General features: G+C 53.2%; 22 protein-coding genes. 4 read left to right on the forward strand and 18 right to left on the reverse strand.

All coding sequences use genetic code 11. From position 1 onward, the window contains the following. Positions 1 to 34: 34 nt before the first annotated feature. The 18 genes from FPV09_RS04480 to hxlAB all read right to left on the reverse strand — a co-directional run bounded on the left by FPV09_RS04480 (position 35) and on the right by hxlAB (position 14,882). Complete coding sequence (locus FPV09_RS04480) at positions 35 to 2,077, reverse strand: protein BatD (protein WP_148882523.1); 2,043 nt, start codon at positions 2,075 to 2,077, stop codon at positions 35 to 37. Positions 2,078 to 2,132: 55 nt separating this feature from the next. Continuing rightward, on the reverse strand, positions 2,133 to 3,449 hold the full coding sequence (gene aspS / locus FPV09_RS04485) for an aspartate--tRNA(Asn) ligase (RefSeq protein WP_148883684.1): 1,317 nt from the start codon (positions 3,447 to 3,449) through the stop codon (positions 2,133 to 2,135). Positions 3,450 to 3,548: 99 nt separating this feature from the next. Beyond that, complete coding sequence (locus tag FPV09_RS04490; RefSeq protein ID WP_148882524.1) at positions 3,549 to 4,802, reverse strand: PQQ-binding-like beta-propeller repeat protein; 1,254 nt, start codon at positions 4,800 to 4,802, stop codon at positions 3,549 to 3,551. Further along, on the reverse strand, positions 4,795 to 5,433 hold the full coding sequence (locus FPV09_RS04495; protein ID WP_148882525.1) for a hypothetical protein: 639 nt from the start codon (positions 5,431 to 5,433) through the stop codon (positions 4,795 to 4,797). Before FPV09_RS04495 ends, FPV09_RS04490 begins: the two co-directional genes overlap by 8 nt. 35 nt (positions 5,434 to 5,468) lie before the next feature. Beyond that, positions 5,469 to 5,723, reverse strand: a complete 255-nt coding sequence (locus FPV09_RS04500; protein WP_210411159.1) for a hypothetical protein — start codon at positions 5,721 to 5,723, stop codon at positions 5,469 to 5,471. A 47-nt stretch (positions 5,724 to 5,770) separates the two neighbouring features. After that, the gene (locus tag FPV09_RS04505) at positions 5,771 to 6,118 is read right to left on the reverse strand and encodes a hypothetical protein (protein ID WP_148882526.1); all 348 of its coding nucleotides are present in this window, start codon (positions 6,116 to 6,118) and stop codon (positions 5,771 to 5,773) included. After that, positions 6,111 to 6,479: a hypothetical protein gene (locus FPV09_RS04510; protein WP_246112312.1), complete on the reverse strand. Its 369-nt coding sequence runs from the start codon at positions 6,477 to 6,479 to the stop codon at positions 6,111 to 6,113. The genes FPV09_RS04505 and FPV09_RS04510 overlap by 8 nt, the downstream gene beginning before the upstream one ends. 58 nt (positions 6,480 to 6,537) lie before the next feature. Further along, complete coding sequence (locus tag FPV09_RS04515) at positions 6,538 to 7,209, reverse strand: hypothetical protein (RefSeq protein ID WP_148882527.1); 672 nt, start codon at positions 7,207 to 7,209, stop codon at positions 6,538 to 6,540. Positions 7,210 to 7,213: 4 nt separating this feature from the next. Then, on the reverse strand, positions 7,214 to 7,498 hold the full coding sequence (locus FPV09_RS04520; protein ID WP_246112313.1) for a hypothetical protein: 285 nt from the start codon (positions 7,496 to 7,498) through the stop codon (positions 7,214 to 7,216). 10 nt (positions 7,499 to 7,508) lie between these two features. Next, a complete protein-coding gene (locus tag FPV09_RS04525; RefSeq protein ID WP_148882529.1) occupies positions 7,509 to 8,141 on the reverse strand; it encodes a hypothetical protein in 633 nt (210 codons plus the stop codon). Continuing rightward, positions 8,138 to 9,625 carry a hypothetical protein gene (locus tag FPV09_RS12145; RefSeq protein ID WP_246112314.1) on the reverse strand — a complete coding sequence of 496 codons (1,488 nt, stop codon included), beginning with the start codon at positions 9,623 to 9,625 and terminating at the stop codon, positions 8,138 to 8,140. The genes FPV09_RS04525 and FPV09_RS12145 overlap by 4 nt, the downstream gene beginning before the upstream one ends. 344 nt (positions 9,626 to 9,969) lie before the next feature. Continuing rightward, complete coding sequence (locus FPV09_RS04535) at positions 9,970 to 10,482, reverse strand: KH domain-containing protein (RefSeq protein ID WP_148882530.1); 513 nt, start codon at positions 10,480 to 10,482, stop codon at positions 9,970 to 9,972. Positions 10,483 to 10,582: 100 nt separating this feature from the next. Then, entirely contained in the window at positions 10,583 to 11,203 is a 621-nt protein-coding gene (locus tag FPV09_RS04540) for an HD domain-containing protein (protein WP_148882531.1), read from the reverse strand. Positions 11,204 to 11,207: 4 nt separating this feature from the next. Continuing rightward, entirely contained in the window at positions 11,208 to 12,017 is an 810-nt protein-coding gene (locus tag FPV09_RS04545; protein WP_148882532.1) for a glutamate cyclase domain-containing protein, read from the reverse strand. A 3-nt stretch (positions 12,018 to 12,020) separates the two neighbouring features. Beyond that, positions 12,021 to 12,200: a hypothetical protein gene (locus FPV09_RS04550; RefSeq protein WP_148882533.1), complete on the reverse strand. Its 180-nt coding sequence runs from the start codon at positions 12,198 to 12,200 to the stop codon at positions 12,021 to 12,023. After that, complete coding sequence (locus FPV09_RS04555; RefSeq protein WP_148882534.1) at positions 12,197 to 12,841, reverse strand: TIGR02253 family HAD-type hydrolase; 645 nt, start codon at positions 12,839 to 12,841, stop codon at positions 12,197 to 12,199. The genes FPV09_RS04550 and FPV09_RS04555 overlap by 4 nt, the downstream gene beginning before the upstream one ends. 8 nt (positions 12,842 to 12,849) lie before the next feature. Next, complete coding sequence (locus tag FPV09_RS04560) at positions 12,850 to 13,605, reverse strand: FtsZ/tubulin family protein (protein ID WP_058939240.1); 756 nt, start codon at positions 13,603 to 13,605, stop codon at positions 12,850 to 12,852. Between the two features lie 56 nt (positions 13,606 to 13,661). Continuing rightward, positions 13,662 to 14,882, reverse strand: a complete 1,221-nt coding sequence (gene hxlAB, locus FPV09_RS04565; RefSeq protein WP_148882535.1) for a bifunctional 3-hexulose-6-phosphate synthase/6-phospho-3-hexuloisomerase — start codon at positions 14,880 to 14,882, stop codon at positions 13,662 to 13,664. Positions 14,883 to 15,021: 139 nt separating this feature from the next. Here hxlAB and FPV09_RS04570 point away from each other — a divergent pair, with 139 nt between their 5' ends. The 4 genes from FPV09_RS04570 (at position 15,022) to FPV09_RS12150 (ending at position 16,689) form a co-directional block, all read left to right on the forward strand. Next, entirely contained in the window at positions 15,022 to 15,747 is a 726-nt protein-coding gene (locus tag FPV09_RS04570) for an arginase family protein (protein ID WP_148882536.1), read from the forward strand. A 4-nt stretch (positions 15,748 to 15,751) separates the two neighbouring features. Next, positions 15,752 to 16,081 carry an Sjogren's syndrome/scleroderma autoantigen 1 family protein gene (locus FPV09_RS04575; RefSeq protein WP_058939243.1) on the forward strand — a complete coding sequence of 110 codons (330 nt, stop codon included), beginning with the start codon at positions 15,752 to 15,754 and terminating at the stop codon, positions 16,079 to 16,081. Further along, positions 16,078 to 16,290 carry a helix-turn-helix domain-containing protein gene (locus FPV09_RS04580; RefSeq protein ID WP_139680371.1) on the forward strand — a complete coding sequence of 71 codons (213 nt, stop codon included), beginning with the start codon at positions 16,078 to 16,080 and terminating at the stop codon, positions 16,288 to 16,290. The genes FPV09_RS04575 and FPV09_RS04580 overlap by 4 nt, the downstream gene beginning before the upstream one ends. A 138-nt stretch (positions 16,291 to 16,428) precedes the next feature. Next, positions 16,429 to 16,689, forward strand: coding sequence for a hypothetical protein (locus tag FPV09_RS12150; RefSeq protein WP_246112315.1), 261 nt, complete (start codon positions 16,429 to 16,431; stop codon positions 16,687 to 16,689). The last annotated feature ends 13 nt before the right edge of the window (positions 16,690 to 16,702 follow it).

Genomic DNA, 16,702 nt, shown 5'->3' on the forward strand with positions numbered 1-16,702 from the left:
ATTTATAAAGTTAAGGAGAGAAAAGGCAAGAAGTTCAGAGCTCAGCTATCTCAGAGCTCTCTCCCTCTTCCTCACCCTCCTTCTTCGGCAGTCCTCCAGGGCGCCTCTGTTTCTTCCGCTCAAGCTTCTCCTTGAGCTTCTCCGCCTCGTCCCAGTACCTGTAGGCCACCCCCGCGAGTATGACGGTCAGCAAGATGAACACTATCGCCGCGGGCTTCCACGGGTTGCTCTCCGGCGGGAGGTATTTGGCGGAGATGTCCGCAAGCTCCTCCGCCAGCGGCTTGGGATCGTCCATCTTGGCGAGGGTCTGGTTGACGTAGGAGGGAAGCTCCTCGGCGGTCGGCCATACTTTGACCTCTTCCGTTATTATCCTCGGGGGGACGCTGTTGATCGTGACGAGGCTGCCGAGGGCAAGCCTGTGCTCCCCACCGAGCGGATCGAGGTATACAAGGGCGGCCCTGATGTTGGTGAGGTCCTCCTTGAGCACCGTGAGGTCGAGCTGGAGGGTCTTGGTCTCGCCGGCCCTTATAGTGCCGATATCAACCAGGGACTGCCCGTCAACGCTCGATGGGAGGTCGAGGAGCAGGGTGGCGTTCTTGACGAACTCGTAGTCGGGGTTGCCGTCGGAGGCGCGGAGGGTAAACTTGAGGCTGACCTTGTCTCCAACCTTGGCGGTCACGTAGTCGTCCCAAGTGCCGTTGTAGGCCTGGGCGCTGACGTCTATGGAGGGAACGTTGTAAACCTTAATGCCGGTGAGCAACGCGGAGTATATTACCCTCTTCTTGCCCGTTTCCAGGCTCTTGTCGTCGTAGAAGGTGACGGTCGCCTTTCCGATGTCGAACTCACCGACCTTCGTGGGCTTGAGGACGTAGATGAGTGCTGGCATGTTCGTGAAGGCAGGGAATGTCTTGAAAGTCCACGACTTGGCCAGGCTCACGAGTTCGAAATCGTCGGGTAATGGAGCGGCTATGGCAACATCGTAGGCGTCGCCCTTCCCCCTGTTCTCCACGGAGATAACGACAACCAGGTTGTTGTTCAGCATTATCTCCTTCGGCACAGCATCGATATTCGCCACTATGTTGGCGGCGCGGAGTATCGGCGTCACCTGTGCACCCTCTGGCGCGTACACAAGTACCGTGGAGCGGTTATACTGTGGCTCCGTCTTCTGAATGGAGAGCTTCAGGGGGGTGTCGGGTATTGCCTTCACCTCTCCGATGTTTATGAAGTAGGTACCAATCTTCGTTGACTTCTTGTAGACCTCGAGGCTGGCCTTCGCGGAGACAACCGAAATGAGCTTCACGTAGTAGCTGGTGTCATCCACTTTCACGGGCAGCTTCTCCCCTGTGTACATCAGGCCGTTGTACACGAGGAGGGTTTCATTCTGGGACGGTGTTCCGCTTCCACCCTCGTCGGACTTCACGATATTGAAATCCACCGCGGCAACCTTGGGGAGGTAAACCTCGAAGGTGGCACTGTCCGAGGTGGAGTCTGTGACCTTGATGTACAGGTAGTCCTGATATCTGTACTTGTCGTTGAGTTTGTATGCAACGCCCTTACCGCTTCCTTTGGATATCTTAACGGTTGTCGGGATGGATGAATAAGGGAAGTACACGTTGAACGTGGCGTAGTCATTCGTTGCACTGATGAGCTTTACCTTGATCCCCGGAAAGTTCGAGGGCAGTCTGTAGTATTCTCCTTCCTTCAGGTCCACGGTATCGATTGCCTTGAGCGGTGACATTATGTCGAGGTACACGATGGGCTTGTTTTTGATGTTCCAGATGACAACACTGAGCGCAAACACCGGGTTTGTAGCGGATGGATAGTACACGGTTTTACCCTCTTCAATGTACACATCGGAGGATCCCTTGCCCGCTGAAATTGAGATTCTAGCGGTGGTGAAGTCAGGACTGACATCTGTGAACGTGAATGAATACGGTCCGAGAACGGCTTTGTCCCCCAGCCCAAGTTCTACGGAAGAGATTTTGGCATACAGAACATCCTCTGCAACCGCAGACGTTATATTCAGACCCGCAAAGAGGAACAATCCTACCAAGATTAAAGCCGCTATCCTTTTCATCTCCGTGCCTCCTGTTGTTGGACTAACTAAAAAATGGATGGAAAGTATAAAGACCTTACGGCATAAGCCTTCTTCTGTCCCTGGGGAACAGTATAACCTCACGGATGTTACCGAGGTCGAGCATCTGCTTTATCAGGCGCTCGGCCCCGAGCCCGAACCCACCGTGGGGCGGCATTCCGTAGCGGAATGCCTTGAGGTAGAACTCAAAGCTCTCCGGGTTGAGACCTTTCTCCTTTATCTGTTCGACGAGGACGTCGTAGCGGTGCTCCCTCTGACCGCCGGAGGTTATCTCAACACCGCGGTACTCGAGGTCGAAGGCCCTGCAGACTTCCGGCTTATCGTCGTACTTCATTATGTAGAAGGGCTTCGCCTCGCTGGGGTAGCGGTAGATGAAGTAAAGCAGGGCGTTCTCGTTCTCCATCATGTACTTTCCAAGGAGTCTCTCGCCTTCGGTGTCTATGTCCTCGCCCCACTCTATAGTTTTGCCGAGGTCAGCGAGTATCTCAAGGGCCTTGTCATAGGTAACGCGCGGGAACGGCAGTTTTGGCTCCTCGAGCTCGAAGTTGAGAACCTCAAGCTCCCGCGCGTTGTGCTCGCGGACGTAGTTGATCGTGTGGGCGACGAGTCTCTCGAGGAGCTCCATTACCTCCTCCTCGTTCTCTATGAAGGCCATCTCACTGTCGATGCTCCACGCCTCGTTGAGGTGTCTGGTCGTGTTGTGTTCCTCCGCGCGGAATATGGGAGCGATTTCATAAATCCTGTCGAGGCCGCTCGCCATCATTATCTGCTTGTAGAGCTGGGGACTCTGGGCGAGGAAGGCGTCCTTCTCGAAGTACTTCATGGGGAAGAGCTCGGTTCCGCCCTCCGTGGCGGTGGCGATAATCTTGGGGGTGTGAACCTCGATGAAGCCGTTCTCATGGTAGAAGTCCCTGACGGCCTTGAAAACGCTGGACCTGATTTTGAAGATCGCCATTACCTCGGGGTTTCTGAGGTCCATGAAGCGGTTGTCCAGCCTGGTGTCCAGCTCGGCCTTTACCTTTCCGGTCGGGTCGAGCGGAAGCGGACTCCCCGCCCTGCTGAGGATTTCAAGTTTCTCCGGGAGGATTTCGAAGCCGAGCTTGGCCTTGGGCGTGAAGTTCACCGTTCCCTCAACCGCAACAACGTCCTCCGCGTTGAGCTTCGGGATAAGCTTGAACAGCTCCGGGTCAACCTTCTTCTTGGGGGCGGTTACCTGAACTATACCGTCCCTGTCCCTTATCCAGAGGAATTTTATGCCTCCGAGGTCCTTAACCTCCCAGACCCAGCCGGCCACCCTGATGCGCTGGCCGTTGAGTTCCTCCGTAATCTGGCTCGAGTAGTGCGTCCGGTACATGGTCATCCCCAGAAGGAGTAGGGGCGAGCTTTTAAAGGTATTCGATCTGGAGGCGATACGAGAAACAGAAGTATTTTAACGACAACTATCCCCAACACACTACCCCGAACGACTCCTAACGAGCTCCCTGAGGCTGCCGAAAACATCGGGCTCGAACTCCCACGATTTTAGTTTCATCTCCGTGAGTCTGCCGTTGGGAACTGCCTTAAAGCAGGCCCTGCCGTTCGAGTAGGCCTCGAAGACCGTGCATTGGCTTTCTCCCATCCCCGGATCCCAGCCAACGGCTCCGGGAGGCTTTCCTTCCGGACTGATTGATGCGATGAGGACCTTCTCCCATGAGAGTTTGCCCCCCGCAAGCACGTTTCCATTGACCAGAACTGCCTCCAGCTCGCTCCACCGTTTCAGTCGCAACCTTCCCCCCCACTGAGGTTTTCCTCCAGAGCTGAGCCCGACCAGCGTAAAGTCCCCCATGCCGAGAACCAAATCACCATCGGGGCTTACCGAGATGTCTTTAACCTCTTTGCCCGGAAATCTGAGACCCCACCGCGGTTCTCCCTCCCGGTTCAGGCGGAGAGCCCACGCATCGTAGCGGGATTTCATGGGGTCGTAGGTTTTTCCGACCACTACTGGGTCACCCCCGCGGGTCAGTGCAATCCCAACGGCCTTTTCCAAGCTTTCCGTCCCGTAGGTTTTCTCCATTATAACGTCACCGTTATCATCCAACCAGAGCAACCACACGTTTGGGGCACATTCACTAAAGCTGTACGTATAACCGGCCACAACAATTCGACCACTCCCATCAATTACAGCGGATTCAGCCCCGTCCCAGAGCCTGCCGCCGTAAGTTCCCCACCACACGAAGTTCCCATCCCTGTCGAGCCTTAGAACCAGGGCGTCACTGACTCCCGCGCCGAAGCTCCTCGTTTCGCCGACAACGACCGTCCCGCCGTCTTGGGTCACGGCGAGGGCACTGAACGTGTCGGATATTCCTCCATAAAACTTCCTCGCCCATATAAGGTTTCCGTCACCGTCAAACTTGAATACAACCCCTGCATGGCCGGAGAGTCCCCTTTCCTCCATCCACCCGCAGGCGATTATCTCCCAGTCGTCAACGGCCTTCACGTCCGTTATCACGAGCTCGCTTTCCGTGTGGATTAACCGGAACCATTTGACATTCCCACCCCGATCAAGCCTCGCCACGAAACCCCCGCCGAGGATCGCCCGGTACGGACCGTGTTTATCTCGGAGGAGGGTCTCCTTTTCCGCGACTCCCGCCGCCACTATGTCCCCCCTGGGCATGGCCGCGAGGGACGTCACCCTTCCTGTCCAGTAAGCTTTCATCCACTCAATCATCTCCCCCCACCAGCCTTGCCCTCAGGTCGAGGTACAGCTCCCACAGATACCCCGGGTCGTACGGCTCGGGGCAGACCTCCTCGAGCACCGGCGCAACCTCCATGAGGAACCGTTTTGAAAGCCTTAGAACATCCTCCGCGAACTCCCTGAAGGGAATCTCAACGGTTCCCTTATGCATCTCCTGAATCCCCTCGCAGTCGCTCCACTTGAGGAACTCGTTGAAGTAGTGGACCCTCAGTATATCACCGTTAAGCTCAAAAAAGACCGAAGTAACACCCTGGTCAACGAAGAGTCCCGTCTGGTAGAGCTTCGTGTCCTCGCTCACGTCGAAGCCGAGTTCCCTGGCATCCCTGCGCGGATATAGCATCTCACCCCTCTCATCAAACTCCGGGTCAAGGAAGGAGATGCAGAGGTCGAGGAGGTCCTGAAACGTGCCGTGGAGGTTCGTCGGCATCATAACTGGGAGGCAACCCGAAGACTTAAAGATTCCGCCTATGATGAGCCTTCCACCGATGGTCATCAGGGTCGGGAAGGGAGAGGGAAAGCACGTATCTTCGTTAGGGTCTATGATGATTTTTATGTGCCTTCCCATGAGGCTCATCTGCTTTAAAGTTCCAACCCACCATGGCATGGCGCTCCCTCCAGAGACTGGCCCGGAGCATCAACTTAACCATTCTCAACCTTCTCGTACAGTTCTTTAACTTCCTGGTAAAGCTCCCAGAGAAAGTTGTAATCCTCCTTTTTCCCTTTGTGCTTGAAACGAATCTCTTCGATGACCGGAGCGTACTTCTCCAGGTACTCCCTGCTGATTTTCAAAACGTCCTCAATGAACTCTTTAAGGGGCACTTCAACAACACCCTTATGCTTACCCTCATATTCAGGACAATCTGTGTTGGCTAATAAGTCTTCGTAATAGTGCATCCTTAATGTGTTCCCGACTAATTCGAAAAAAACGTTGGCCGAGTAAGTTAAGAGGTCCGTCCCATAAAGGGGAGTGGAGTGTCTCCAACGTTGAATCCGAGTTCTCTGGCATACTTTCTTACATTACCCCCCAAGTTTCCGTTCTCCCTAAAACGCGGATCAAGCAAGGATAAACAGCAGAATAAAAGCTCCTGAATAATCCCATCTGGATTTCCGTAGGTCCCCATTAAGTTATTTCCCAGAGTTCTCCAGCACATTCCGGCTATTATCTGTTCACCAAAAAGTATAAGGGTATAAAAGGAGAGAATTGGTTCGGTTTCATTGAACTTGTCTAAGCTAATCTCAATGCGGAGGTGTCTTCCCTTGAGGATTATTTTTTGCGGGTTTTCATCCATTGATTACCCACCTCCCACTCCAGCTTTCATACTGATAGATAGCCTTACCTTGCGTTGGGTAAGCCGTTTTAAGGACATAATAATCTCCTTCACGGCTGAACTTCAGTGTAATTTTTTCTATCCCCTCAACGTGTATTCCAAGCTCATGAAGATCAAGGTTTTTAATTCGTACGTTGCTCTTCCAGCGTCCGTTTTTCATGAAGTACTTTTCGGGGTTCTCACTCACCCTTTCAACGACTTCCTTCAGGAACTCCATCAGCTCTTCCTCGTTCCTGAATACCCTAGGTAGCTGCTTCACCCGACCGTTCACTATGATTTTCTGCCCCATCGGCCAGAAGTCCGTTCTTCCCACCTTCTCCATCTTGTACCCCCAAACGTGCCTCAGGAGCATGTGAATGGATTCATATCCTTATCCTCCTTCATTCCAGCCGGTACAAGGCCTCTTTAATCAAGTTAAGTTTGTGTTTCAATTTTTCTTTCCAGTTGGGGAAGTCAGATTCAGGCTTGAGTTTGGTAATCACAATCTTTGCCTCGAGGGGGAATACTTTCTCCAAATACTCCTCGGCCAAACCCATAACATCCTCAATGAACTCTTTGAGGGGCACTTTAATGACACCCTTGTGCCTGCCATTGAATTCTGGGCAGTCAGTGTGCGCTAAGATGTCGTTGTGATAATGGATTTTTAAGATGTCTCCGTCGAGTTCAAAAAAGAAGTGCATCCATGATATGAGAAGGTTTGTATAAAACAGTATAGTATCCTCTTTAACGCTGACTCCCCAATACTGGGCGTCTTCCTTGGCAAAGGAACTAATCTTTCTAACCTCCTCCTCAGTGTACTCATCCAAACCCAGGAGGAACAAACAGCACTCCAACAACTCCTGAAAGACACCACAGGGAGACCCCTCACGAGTGTAATCCACGGAAGGTTTGCCGTCCACAAGCCAGCATGTAACTGTTAAGGGGTTATCTTTGATAAAGAAAGAAAGGGGAAAAGGCTGGACTACATCTCCAATAACCTTCCCAAGGTCAGACTCCAGCCTTATCAACTTGCCTTCTATGGTTACCTTCTGTCCCTCAAGTTTTACCGTCATTAAATCACCCCTGTATAAAGAAGCCCTTCTTCTTGTTATATGCCCATACCTTGCTCCCCCTTGCCGGGTATGCGCTCACTAGCCTGTACTCGTTTCCCACGAGTTCAAACTTGAACTCCACGATGTCAATACCATCAATGTGGATTCCAAGCTCATCAAGCTTTACACCAAGAGTGAAACGTCCATCCCTCCCAAACCCCTTGGAATACTTCTCCTTCTGAAGTGCCCTCTCCAGTACTTCATCAAGGAACTCTCTGAGCTCACGCTCGTCCCTGAAGACCCTCGGCAACTGCTTCGCCTTACCATTTACGATGATTTTCTGACCCAAACCTCTTCTTATACAACTCCTCCACTTCGCGATAGAACTTTTGGAGGAAGTCGTAGTCATCAGACTCTTCCCCGTGCTCAAGCCTGATTTCCTCAATAACGAGAGCGTACTTTTCTAGGTACTCTCTGCTGATTTTCAAAACGTCCTCAATGAACTCTTTGAGAGGAAGTTCGACAACACCCTTGTGCTTACCTTTGAACTCCGGACAGTCAGTAAATTCAAGGAGTTCATTGTGGTAGTAAATTCTTGCAAGGTCTTTTGTAGAGCAGAAGTAGTATATGCCTGATCTCTCAGACACTTGGTACACTACAATCTCATCCTTCAACTCAAACCCATGCTCTTCCGCGTTTTTTCTGGCGTATTTTGTTAAGTCCTGAACGTGCGGGTGTTCTGGCTGTAAAAAGTAATAACAAGCAGTTAACAAACTCTCAAAAAACCTGTAAACGTCAGCCTCAGCTCCTTCTAGTTTGTTGTTCCAGCAGGTTCCAAGGAGTATTGTATTGTCGATGATAAAAACTAAAGAGAAGGGGTCTGGGGAGGGCACGTACTCCGTCCAGACTCTTACAAACACGTGCCTCCCATTTAAATCAAAATACTCAATCATCTCTTAACCCTCCACCCAAGATACCTGTTGTACTCCCACACAGCACTACCCTTCTCTGGATACGCTGTCTTCAGGACGAATTCACCCTTCTCGAACTTGAACTCCAGCTGGACGACATCGATGCCATCAACGTGCATTCCAAGTTTCTTAAGGTCCACTGGAATTCCAAATTTCCTGTTTGGTGCCCCATTCTTAAAGAATTGTTTTCTGTATTCTGGATCCTTAAGCGCCTTCTCCAGTACTTCGTCAAGGAACTCCCTCAGCTCGCGCTCGTCCCTGAAGACCTTGGGGAGCTGGACAATCCTTCCAGTTTTGGGATCAACGATTTTCTGACCCAAAGGCCAGAAAGTAGTAACGGGCTTTCTTGGACTTGTCATTTCATACCCCCACACGTGCCTCAGGAAGGCGTGAAGCAGTCCGCTTTTCTCGGGTTCAGTTCCCTTCTCAAGGACGACTTTGTACTTTCTGCCGCCGTTCTCGACGATGAAGGATGAGGACTTCTCCGCGAATCTCTCAATTCCTTCCTTCACGGTCTGTGGCGTGGCACCGTGCTCTACAACTTCCTTGAGGGTCTTGAGCGAAACGCCCTCTCCAACAACCTCTTCAATCGCCTCCGTTGAAACTCCAGCCCTGGTGAGGTCGTCGAGGGCCTTCGCGGCATCATCACCGTGCCTCACAACGTCGTCAAAGATGCGGGCGAACCTCTCATTTACGAACCTGGCCTTTTGAACCCCTTGGTCAATCTCCTCAACAATGTCGAGGCGCTTCAATATGGAGTACACTCTTCCAGGAACCTCGACAAGCTCATCACCGTGCCTGAATATGCTAACAATTTCATCACCTTCTATGGCCAGGCTGAAAACAAACACGGAACCTGCGGCAACGGTACACTTTATGGAGTCTCCACCATAGTCGGAGCACACGTTGTACGCGTCGTACGCGTCCCAGAGCGCAAAGCCCACTGAAATTATCGCCTTGATGAGGATCGGGATTTGAATGAACTGCGGTCTTATCTCTCCCTTCTGTGCTGGATAGGTTACTGTGTAGCCGGTTGGGAAGAATCTCGGCGTGGATTCCGGTGTTAGCCTTATCCATGAACTCATGAAGATGCCGTTTCCAGAGGAAATACGCAGTTTAACGTAAACCGGTTCTCTGACGTTGAGGAAGACCGCCACCTTCTTGCCCCAGGGCTTCAGCCGGCCAAGGCTGACGCGCTCGGTGATTCTCTCCCCATCCTTGCTGATGAGGACCGTTCCGTAGCCAGTCAAACAGTTCGGTGGAACATTCCAAGTGACGACCGCGATGTTGCCGCTCTGCTCAACGCCGTCGAGGCGGATTGGATACGCTCCCGAACTCGTCCCCAGGACGGGAAGCCCGGACCACGCAGGGAGAGAGCCGCGGCTCCGGGTAGCGTCAACACGAGCAGGAGAATTAAAGCTCCAACCATCCGGCGGTTCAACCTTACCACCTCCGGAAGGTTTCAATCATGGACAAATAATCCAGACTTAAAAGAATTTCGTAAACTCAAAGTTGAAAACAAAAGTAGAAATTATAGGACGTATAACATTCACACTAAATCCGTTTCCGCTTCCAGTTGCTTTTGTTGCAACTGGCGCGGTTGGCTTCCACTCCCGTTCACACTGGGGCCACCGGCCGCCTCAACGGGAGGTCATCAACCTTAAGGCCGAACGGAAACGGCCCACGGGGGAAGATTACACTAAAAACCCAAAAAACTTACGGTCACAAAAATACACAAGCGAAACAAAAAACACCACTCAGAGAACATCATACATACCAGGAGAAACAAACGGAGGAACAGAAAAGAACATCAAATGAAGTTTATCTTTACCTCGGCCCCGGTTATCTGGGAGAGTATGCTCTCCAAGACGTCGGCCTTTTCGGGGAGCTTCTTCCTGTCCCTTCCCATGACGAGGACCTTGTAGTAGGTTCCCCCGCCGGGCTTGTAAACGATGTTGACCCCGAAGACGCCCGCAGGGTAGAGGAGATCGGTGGCAAGCTTCTTGACATCGTCGGTTCCCGTGACCTCGACGGCCTCTATGACGCGTATCCTCTTTCCGAGCTCCCTCATGAGGGCCTTGATGTTCTTGCCGCCCTTACCTATGGTTATCGGAACGTCTCCCTCTCCAACCACGATGACTATTATGTCACCGGCCTCAACGGCCCTCTTAAACTCCATGTCAGCGTCCCCGATGAGCTTGTAAAGGAGTCTCGCAACCTTAACATCAAGCTCCGAGATGACCCCGTCCTGGAGCTTTTTCTCGTCAGCCGGGCACAGAATGTCGTCGGTCTTCAAACACACCTCACAGATTGGCGCCTTCATCTCCTCACCTCCTCACCTAAGAATGACCTTAAACGGGCTAACCCTTAATTCTGAAAGTCCTTTAAAAACCTTATTATGGAAGAAAAAGCCGAAAGGAGGTTCAGATTTCGCCCTCTATCTCGCGCCTTATGCGCTCGATGAACCCCTCAACAAAGCGGTGCCTCTCCTCGGCCATCCTCCTCGCGGTTTCGGTGTACATCAAATCCTTCAGCTTCAGTATCTTTTCCTCAAAGTGCTCTAAGGAATCCTCGATGCTCCTTCCGTGCTCGCCCGAGTACATGAAGACCCTTGCGATCCCTATGGCACCAATGGCGTCGAGCTTGTCGGCGTCGCTCAGGATTTTTGCTTCGAGCGTTTTCGGCTCGGGTCCCCTCGAAAAGCGGTGGGCTTCTATGGCGTGGGCAACCGCCTCCACCCTATCCCCAGGGCACCCGAGGCTTCTGAGGTAGTGCCTTGCTATCCTGGCCCCCTCCGCGGCGTGGTCTTCAACCCTCCCCTCGCTCTCAAGTGGCCTTGCCACGTCGTGGAGGAGGGCCGCAAGGGCCAGGATCTCCAGGTCCGCCCCCTCTTCCCTCCCGATGTGGAGGCAGAGGTTGAGCACGCGCTCCACGTGGCTGAAGCCGTGGGTTCCTTCCCTTTCAAAGAAGTGCCTGGCGTAATCGCGGGTCCGTTCTATTAATCTGATTGAATTCCCATCGCCGATGAACTCCTCGAGCCTCATCCCATCACCTTAGGGCCTCGTTTACAACGGCGTTTAAAAGCTCAACGATTCTATCGTGGATGTCGAGGCTTATCCCATCAACCGTCGGCGTCTGGGTTTTGGAGACCCCGTCTATCAGACCGAGCTTTGAGATGATCCTGACTATCGTCTTCTCATCCCATCCGGGGAGGAGCTCCCGTCCGAACTCTATTGACGCCTGAGCCACGAGCCCGTAGGCCCCCCAGTTTGAGACGGCAGAGAGGATCAGCTCATCGGTCTCAACGGTGCTCGCTATCTTTTCCCCGTGGGGCACGTATCGGACGACGAGGTCCCGTATGTTCTCCATGCCCGCCTCGTTGCCCCCATCACCTATCCCAATCGTCGGAACTCCAAGGTCCCTCGCCCTGAGAACCGTCCAATCAAAAGTTTCCCTCGTTATTTCCATGGCGCTCATTGAGTAGTACCTTCCATCGGCGGCCCTGCCGGGGGTTTCCACCGCGATGACCAGGGAATAGGAGGAAACGTCCGGCTCCCTGACGAACTCCAGTCCAAAGGCATCGAGTGCATTTTCCACCTCTGGATAGGTCAGTATCTCCGCCCTGCCGCCGAGGGTTTCAACGGCCTTGGCCAGGGCCAGCGTTCCCGGCGGCCCGTCGGTTTCGGCGCGCATGGTGGGGGGTATGGGAAAGCCCGTGACGATGAGAACGCGTTCATAATTATCCAAAAACAGTTTTGCAGAATTATGTAAAAAATTGGGGTTCTCCCGGCGGTAGTCGAGGTATACCCTAAGAACCCCCCTGTTCCCAACGTCCGTGTTTATCAGATGTGCTATCATGTCTCATTCCTCGAGTTCGTAGACAACTATCCTAACCTTTCTGCCCTTTACCGCCTCTTTAAGCTTCCACCAGAGCTCCGTCGGCTCCTCACTCCTGTGGGTCAGTTCGTGGCCGTTCTCCAGCTTCACCCTGTTCTCCCTGTACCTGACAAAAACTCCCTCAGCGTTGAATACCTCCCTCATTCCAATCCCCCCAGCACTTTTCTCAGCTCGTAAAGCGTTCTAATCTCGTAGTCCGCCATGTTGTAATCCTCGTCGCCATCCCGGTTTATCCAGACCGCCACCATACCCACGTTCTTGGCCCCGTAAACGTCCTGGCTCAGGGAATCACCCACCATGACGGCTTCCCCGGGCTCGACGCCCAGCTTCTCCAGGGCGTAGAGGAATATTTTGGGCTCGGGCTTTATTGCCTTGACGTCCTCCCGAGTAACGACAGCGTCGAAGTAGTCCAGCAGACCGGTGAGCCTCAGCTTGAGCCGCTGGTACTCGGGCCCGCTGGTAACGGCCCCAAGTTTGTAACCGCTATCCCGCAGCCACTCAAGCACGGGGATCGTATCCGGATAGACGTGGAGCTTGTGAGGGTATCTCTCCATGAGTTCCTCGTAGCAGAGGTCGAGGTCAAAGAGCCTGAAGAAGAAGTTCCAGTCGTGCCAGTCATAGGTGTCCCTCCTCCCGAATATCTCGTCCAGGAACCGCTCCCTGGCTTCATCCTTGCTGATTCCAAACCGCCTCGAGAGTCTGTCATAAACCTGCGGGAGGAATAGCTGAATCAGCGGCATCTCGGTCAGCAGAGTCCCGTCGATGTCGAAAAGAACCGCCCTCATTTTACCACCTACCACTTCTTGACAAGCAGGGAGAGTATCTCAACCCTGCCGTTGAGGTTCTCGTCCGTTATCACGCCCCAGATCACATCCTTCTCGGAGAGTATCTCCTGGAAACTGTGCAGTATGCTGTGGGCCCCCTTGAGCGGGAAGTCGTTCCCCACGAGGATGCCTATCAGTCCGCGCTCCCAGATGCCCCAGTGCCAGGTAAAGTCCACCTCACGGAGGAGGCGCAGGATTCCGACGTTGCCGCCGCGGATCATGTTGAACAGGTCGGCGTAGTCGATGTTCACCAGCATCTGGCTCTCCAGATAGTAATAGAGCCGCGAGAACATCTCCGCTATGCCAGCGGAGGCCCCCTGGAACGCATCCTGGAGGGAGACGCTCTCGTCGGTGAAGAAGTCCCAGAGGGAATCGTAAAAAACGGTCTCAAAATCGCGTGCCCATGGGGGTTTTTTCTCATCTACAAGCTCTTTTCTGGGGGTGAGGACGTAAGCGAGCCTTATTGTGTCCCGGGGTGCGCTCTCTATTATGATCTCCCCCAGTTCGTGATTCACGTCCTTATCCTCAAACACGAGCCAAAGGAAAGTATCCTTAGGAAGCCGGGAAAAGAAGTTCCGGAGCCGCTCCTCGTACCTCTCGGAGTTCGAGAGAAGATAGTAAGCGGGGTTAACGGTCACCTTAACTATTCCATCCGCGGTTATGCTGTTGACTATCCGCGCGCCCGTGCCGCCTATTCCAACGAAAAGATGGGTAAAGGACTGCATGACGACCCCTAAAAAGGGAATAGGAAAGGCCGTTCATATCCTTTTCGGTCCAGCCTTCACTCAAGGGTCGCGTGCTTCTTCTTCATGTCCTTCTCCGTCTTCTGGAAGGTGGCCATGAGGAGTGCTATGACTCCGTCGAGGAATATCATGGTCGAGTCCTCGAAGAGGGTTCCCATCGGGGCTATCCACTTGTACTTGGTGAGCATCTGGCGCGCTATGTAGTCCGTCGGGATGTCGGTCTTGGCCCTTCCGGGTATCTCAACGACGACGTCGGAGAGCTTTCCGAGGGTTGAATTGGCGTAGGAAGTTATCGCGACGACCTTTCCGCCCTGCTTCTTGGCTATCTCTGCCGCATCGACGATGCTGTTGGTCTCACCGGAACCGCTGATGGCTATGAGCAGGTCTCCCTGGCCGAAAGCGGGGGTTATGGTCTCGCCGACAACGTAAACGTTGAAGTCGAGGTGCATGAGCCTCATCGCAAAGGCCTTACCGACGAGGCCGCTCCTTCCTGCGCCGTAGATGAATATCTTGTTCGCCCCGATCATGGCATCGACGAAGCCGCGAACCTGCTCTATCTTGAGCTTCTCAGCGACGTTGCCTATGTGGTCGACTATGTCGGTCATGGCCTTCCTTATCGTCATCATGTACTCTCCCCAGAAGAGGTCGATTATCTTTCTGGTGACTTCCTCAGGTTTCTCAGCCTTGGTTATCGCGCCTCCGACGATTATTATCGTAGCCCCCAGCTCAATGACCTTCGGTATGGTCTGGAGGTTCAGTCCGCCGGCGACGGCAACGGGGACGCTGACGGCTTTAACAACCTTCTCTAGGTCCTCCAGCGGGCTCTTGCCCTGAACCTGCTCATCTATGCCCGTGTGGACGAGTATGTAGTGAACGCCCATCTTTTCGAGTTCCTTGGCGCGCTTGACCTTGTCCTTAACGCCTATGAGGTCAACCATGACCCTGATTCCATAGCGCCTTGCAACATCAACCGCGTCCTTTATTGTCTTGTCATCGGCGACACCAAGGATAGAAACGACATCGGCACCGTGGCGCGCGGCCATCTCGACCTCCAGAGCGCCGGTGTCCATGGTCTTGAGGTCGGCGACGATCTTCCTGTCCGGGAAGCGCCTCTTGAGAAGCTCCACAGCGCGCATGCCTTCCTTCTTGATGAGCGGGGTTCCAACCTCGAGCCAGTGGGCACCGCCGCGGGCGGCCTTCTCCGCGATAGAAATGGCCTGCTCAATGTCAGTCAGATCAAGGGCAACCTGAAGTATCATCTCCTCGCCTCCGAAGAGTTTTCGATTTAACCTCAGAATGCTACTTTTTAAACTTTGGCGTTGTGAATTAACATTTAAATGTCCAACCACATCGCCAAGGTTTAAAAGCCCGGGTGCCAACACGGGTCGGTGGAATCAAATGGTGACGTTCATTCCCTTCGGCGAAAAGCCCAACCGCGACGGTGTTCTCTACGTTCTTCAGCTCCTCAAAAGGAACAAGCTCATTGAGGATTACATGATAGTTGAATCGAGCAGGGTCGAGCTCCTGTCGGAGAGGATTCCCCAGGACAGCGCGTACATAATAGGGGAGCACCTCGCCACGTACGGAATAGTTGAAAAGCTCAGGCCCCAGTCACTCATCAGTGTCGATGCCCACACGGATCTGATGCACGACTACCTCGACCACGGCTCGTGGCTGGCCTATACCCTTGAGGAGCGCCTCGTAAACCGGGCCGTCGTCCTCGCCCCAGTCCTCATGATACCAACCACTGAGCGGACGCAGCTCTGGACGCGGCGCGTCAAGATATTTCCCGCCCTCCTGAGGAGCAGAAAAGTCCGCGGGAAGTGGAGGGCCTACAAGAACCTCCAGACAAACGACCTGCTCGAGATACTCGACGAGGCGAAGAGGTACCTCGGCGGGGAGATATACCTCACCGTGGACATGGACGTCCTTAGACCGGAGTACAAAATCGCCCGCTTCCAGCACGGTGAGCTGACCCTCGATGAGCTCATAGAGGTGCTGGAAGAGGTGAAAAGGAATTTCAGGATAGCGGCTTTTGACATAGCAGAGGTGTCGGATAGGATAAGGCGTTCGAGACTCGGGAAGAAGGCCTTCGTCGAGGTGTTCCAGCTCCTGACGGGGTGATTGAATGAGCGCCAGGGGGCCCACGGAGGAGGAGATACGGAATATAATAATGCCCCTCATGCTCTCGGGGGCCAAGATGCTCGACAGGCACTGCCCCAACTGCGGTTCACCGCTCTTCGAGAAGGACGGGAAAGTCTTCTGCCCGGTCTGCGAGCACAGGAAGAAGCAGCAGAAAGCCGAAATGAAGGGCGTTGAAGAGAGGCTGATGGAGAAGCTCAACGAGCTCGCCAACTCCCTCCCAGAGGACATAGACGAACTGGAGAAACATTTAAGGGCAATGGAAAAGATAATAGAACTGTTGGAAAGATACCGGAAACTGGAGGGAGGAGAATGAAGAATGTAAAGGTTCTGGAGGCCCTCGGCGATGGCCCCAAGACCATCGAGGAGATAGCAGGAAAAACCGGCATCCCCGCTATGGAGGTGCGTCGCTACCTGCTCCGCTTCGTCGAACAGGGCAAAGTCGAGAGCTACCAGAAGGATGGGAAGCTCTACTGGAAGCTGAAGGAGAAGGACGAGCTTGAGGAGGAGTTCAAGTACGTTTGAGCCCCCGATTTTCTCTTTAGATTGGAGCTTGAGTAATCGATTTTACCCCCATTTTTGACTCATAGTGTTGCGATTTTGACAAGTAGAAATTCAAATAGTTTTTTATACGTTCGATAGTACCTATGATGGTGATGTCTTGTGGCAAAGTTCGCACTGTGGTGGGTTAGGTGGAACGGTTCTGACTACGAGTCGAGGATGACCGTCGGGGGCAGAAAGGCCACCCCCGAGGACTTCAAGGAGAGGGACTTTGACAGGATTGTTGTACTTGACGGGGAGGGAGGAAGTTCCCACTATACCGGCCCGTATTATGATTCAGGACGCAACGATGGGAAAGAATTCGCGAGGTGGGCGGCAAAACATATACGCGAGATTCCGGTGTACATAACACTACCAAATTAGACGATGGAAGTGA

The sequence above is a fragment of the Thermococcus aciditolerans genome, from assembly GCF_008152015.1.
Classification (GTDB): Archaea; Methanobacteriota_B; Thermococci; order Thermococcales; family Thermococcaceae; genus Thermococcus; species Thermococcus celericrescens.